This is a genomic window from Brevundimonas sp. (genome assembly GCF_036399195.1).
Classification (GTDB): domain Bacteria; phylum Pseudomonadota; class Alphaproteobacteria; order Caulobacterales; family Caulobacteraceae; genus Brevundimonas.
In genome coordinates this window covers 1-3,146 of the sequence record NZ_DASWNO010000230.1, presented here as the reverse complement: position 1 = coordinate 3,146, position 3,146 = coordinate 1, and the positions used below count along the sequence as shown (strand labels likewise).

At 67.9% G+C, this 3,146-nt stretch carries 5 protein-coding genes and 1 pseudogene; 2 read left to right on the top strand and 4 right to left on the bottom strand.

Annotated features, from left to right (window positions below; genetic code table 11):
* Positions 1-254 (bottom strand): annotated as a pseudogene (locus VGB60_RS10195) (succinate:quinone oxidoreductase subunit C); the annotation flags it as partial.
* Between the two features lie 120 nt (positions 255-374).
* Positions 375-794 carry an HIT domain-containing protein gene (locus VGB60_RS10190; RefSeq protein ID WP_331038151.1) on the bottom strand — a complete coding sequence of 140 codons (420 nt, stop codon included), beginning with the start codon at positions 792-794 and terminating at the stop codon, positions 375-377.
* 196 nt (positions 795-990) lie between these two features.
* Between VGB60_RS10190 and VGB60_RS10185 the strand changes: the two genes are divergently transcribed.
* On the top strand, positions 991-1,545 hold the full coding sequence (locus VGB60_RS10185; protein ID WP_331038150.1) for a peroxiredoxin: 555 nt from the start codon (positions 991-993) through the stop codon (positions 1,543-1,545).
* 160 nt (positions 1,546-1,705) lie between these two features.
* Complete coding sequence (locus tag VGB60_RS10180; protein ID WP_331038149.1) at positions 1,706-2,239, top strand: carboxymuconolactone decarboxylase family protein; 534 nt, start codon at positions 1,706-1,708, stop codon at positions 2,237-2,239.
* 283 nt (positions 2,240-2,522) lie between these two features.
* Here VGB60_RS10180 and VGB60_RS10175 read toward each other — a convergent pair whose 3' ends face one another.
* On the bottom strand, positions 2,523-2,891 hold the full coding sequence (locus VGB60_RS10175) for an MmcQ/YjbR family DNA-binding protein (protein WP_331038148.1): 369 nt from the start codon (positions 2,889-2,891) through the stop codon (positions 2,523-2,525).
* Positions 2,888-3,146, bottom strand: a 259-nt coding sequence (locus VGB60_RS10170) for a hypothetical protein (RefSeq protein ID WP_414644510.1), incomplete at its 5' end; no start/stop codon positions are given. The genes VGB60_RS10170 and VGB60_RS10175, both read right to left, overlap by 4 nt.

Here is a 3,146-nt window from a genome sequence, read left to right as displayed (position 1 = left end):
CCGACGAAGCCGTCGTAGGCTTCGGGTCCGAAGGCGAGGGCCGCCAGCCATGCCGCGACGAACAGGCTGCCGACCGAGAGCGCCCCGGCCGCCAGGCGGTTGAGGATCGATCCCCACATGGTCGTGTGGAAGCGCCAGACCTGCAGGTGCGGCGACAGCGGCCGGACGCGGCCGTTCGGCTGGCGCACGAACCGGCCGCTCTGGTCGTCGGTCGGATCGTTGGAGGCGTCGCCCGGCGAGGGGGAGATCGACATATGCGAATGGTTCTCAAAAAACCGAGCGAAATCAGACGCCCGAAATCGGTGATCAGGCTTTAGTCAGCGGGGGGGCGGGGGTCAACGAACGGCGCGGCCCGTGCGGCGTTTGGATGCGGCTCAGCTTGCCTCGATCAGGAAAAGCGCGGCCTTCAGGGCCTTCGCGTCGTAATCGAGAGGCTCGCCGCGCCCCCAGACCGGCTCCGGCCAGACAGGGTCGTCCCGGCGGCGGCCGATGACGTGGAGGTGCAGCTGGGCGGTGACGTTGCCGAGGGCGGCGACGTTCAGCTTGTGCACGGGGCGGCCGGCCGCCTCGCCGAGCTCTCGGACCACAGCGCCCGCGCGCACGACCTCTTCCATCAGCACGATCCGGTGAGAGGCGGACAAATCCTCCAGCTCGCGCAGCCCGTCCTTACGCGGGATCAGGATCAGCCATGGGAAGCGGGCGTCGATCTGGAGGCGGACCTGGCACAGCGGCCATTCCGCGGCGAGGACGGAACCGGCCTCGAAGGCAGGATCGACGGTGAAGGCGGCGCTCATGCCCTTGCGTCGCGCGCGGGAGCCGACACGTCAATCAGCGTGGGCGGCGGCTATGACTTCCATAGGAACAATCTATCGTAAATAGACACTTCCGCTCATTGACATTGTGCAGTGCAACGGCCATTTCGCGGCTGCGGCGCCCTCCCCGGCGCCAGTCAGAACCATCCCACTTTTCAGAGACTTCAGGAGAACCGCCATGCTGGGCGTCGGTCAGAAACTGCCAGACTTCAAGATCACCGGCGTGAAGCCGGGCTTCAACAGCCACGAGGAAAACGGCGTGTCGGCGTTCGAGGCGCTGACGCAGGACAGCTTCGAGGGCAAGTGGAAGGTTATCTTCTTCTATCCGAAGGACTTCACCTTCGTCTGCCCGACCGAGATCGCCGAGTTCGCCTCGCTGGCGCGCGATTTCGACGACCGCGACACCGTGGTGCTGGGCGGCTCGACTGACAACGAGTTCGTCAAGCTGGCCTGGCGGCGTGACCACGCCGACCTGAACAAGCTGCCGATCTGGCAGTTCGCCGACAACGGCGGCAAGTTGGCCCGCGCGCTGGGCGTGCTCGACGAGGAAGAGGGCGTCGCCCTGCGCGCCACCTTCGTGGTCGACCCGCACAACGTCGTGCAGCACGTCTACGTCACCAACCTGAACGTGGGCCGCGCGCCCGCCGACACCCTGCGGGTCGTCGACGCCCTGCAGACCGACGAGCTGTGCGCCTGCAACCGCCCGGTGGGCGGCGAGACGCTGGCGGCGTAAAGCGGTGGCGAGTGGCTGGTGATTGGTGATTGGGATTGCCGGGCCAGTCGGTCAGCCAAGCCCCTGACCACCCTTCACCGGCCGCAGCCCGTCCGTAACGATCACCAGTCACCAGTCACCAACCACCAACCACCAGCCACCAGCCACCTGTGAGACTTCCATGTCCATCGACAGCCTGCGCGACCTGATCCCCGCCTACGCCAAGGACATCTCACTGAACCTCGGCTCGCTGGCGTCCGAGACGGTTCTGAACGACCAGCAAAAATGGGGCTGTTTCGTCGCCTCGGCGCACGCCATCGGCGTCGCGCCGGTGGTGAAGGCGATCGAGGCCCAGGCCGCGGCCGTGCTGTCGCCCGAGGCGCTGAACGCCGCGAAATCGGCCGCCGCCGTCATGGGCATGAACAACATCTACTACCGGTCGCTGCACCTGATGAAGAACCAGGAATACACGACCATCCCCGCCCGTCTGCGGATGAACGTCATCGCCAATCCGGGCGTCGACAAGATGGATTTCGAACTGTGGTCCACGGCCGTCTCGGCCATCAACGGCTGCGGCGCCTGCCTCGACGCCCACGAGGGCGAGCTGCGCAAGCATGGCGTGCCGGCGACCCAGGTTCAGGCCGCGCTGCGCATCGGCGCGGTGGTCCACGCCGCCAGCCGGATCGTGGCGTCTGAAGCGGCGCTGGCGGGCTAGGCCGTTCGGCTCCCGGCCCACGGCGCTCAGGGTCACGAATGCTGGTTCGTCACGAAGAAGCCGGCGCGATGTCGCCTCGCCCGCAGCTCGGCCTGTCCGGATGGCGGCGTTCGCCGCCCTTTCTTTCGATCGACGCCCCTGGCCTCGGTCCTTCGCTGACAGCTCGGACCGCGTCGTCGTCTCCGCCCCCTTCGTGTCCTTCGTGGCGTCTTCTTCGTGTTCTTTGTGATGAACCAGCGCTTGCACGGGCGAGGGAGCAAACTCAGAAGAAGAGGCGCCCCCCTCAGGGCGCGGGTGCGGGCGCCAGCGCGTTCAGCTTCTTCGGCGCCTGGGCGCGGTAGCTTTCGTCGATCCACGACCGGAACATCGCCATCGGGTCGGCGACGCCGTCCGGCCATGAGGCCGTGACCCAGCCGCTCTTGCCGAGGCCATAGCCGGTCGGCTGAACGAACGGCATCTCGCGCGCTTCCGCGCCCGTGAACGGCAGCTTGCACGACAGGCTGAACGGATCCCCGGCGACGCTGAGGTAGGCGAAGGTCTTGTCGCGCACGGCCAGGTCCGCGTGACCCGGCCATGGGCTCTTCAGCTGCGCCTCGGGGTAGGTCAGGCCGAAGGCTCTCAGCTGATCGGCGGCGTCTGCGGGGGCGCTCAAGAGCCGGCGCCTGCCGCGACGTGGTCGGCCAGCCGCCCGAACTGTTCGGCCATGACGCCGTCGATCGCCTCCGCCATGGCTCCGGTTCCCGCGCCCTCGACCACGAAGGTCCATTTCAGCGCCCGCGCGGTCCCGCCGTCCCCCTCGGCCCAGGTCACGGTCAGCACGGCGGCGGCGCCGGTCGCCTGCAGCGGGCCGAACGGGGCGTTGAAGCGGACCATTCGCCGCCCGGGCCAGACCAGCACGGTTTCCGCG

Coding starts and splice junctions, on each gene's coding strand:
- VGB60_RS10190 (WP_331038151.1), bottom strand. CDS start 794: ATGAGCGCCGCCTTCACCGTCGATCCTGCCTTCGAGGCCGGTTCCGTC.
- VGB60_RS10185 (WP_331038150.1), top strand. CDS start 991: ATGCTGGGCGTCGGTCAGAAACTGCCAGACTTCAAGATCACCGGCGTG.
- VGB60_RS10180 (WP_331038149.1), top strand. CDS start 1,706: ATGTCCATCGACAGCCTGCGCGACCTGATCCCCGCCTACGCCAAGGAC.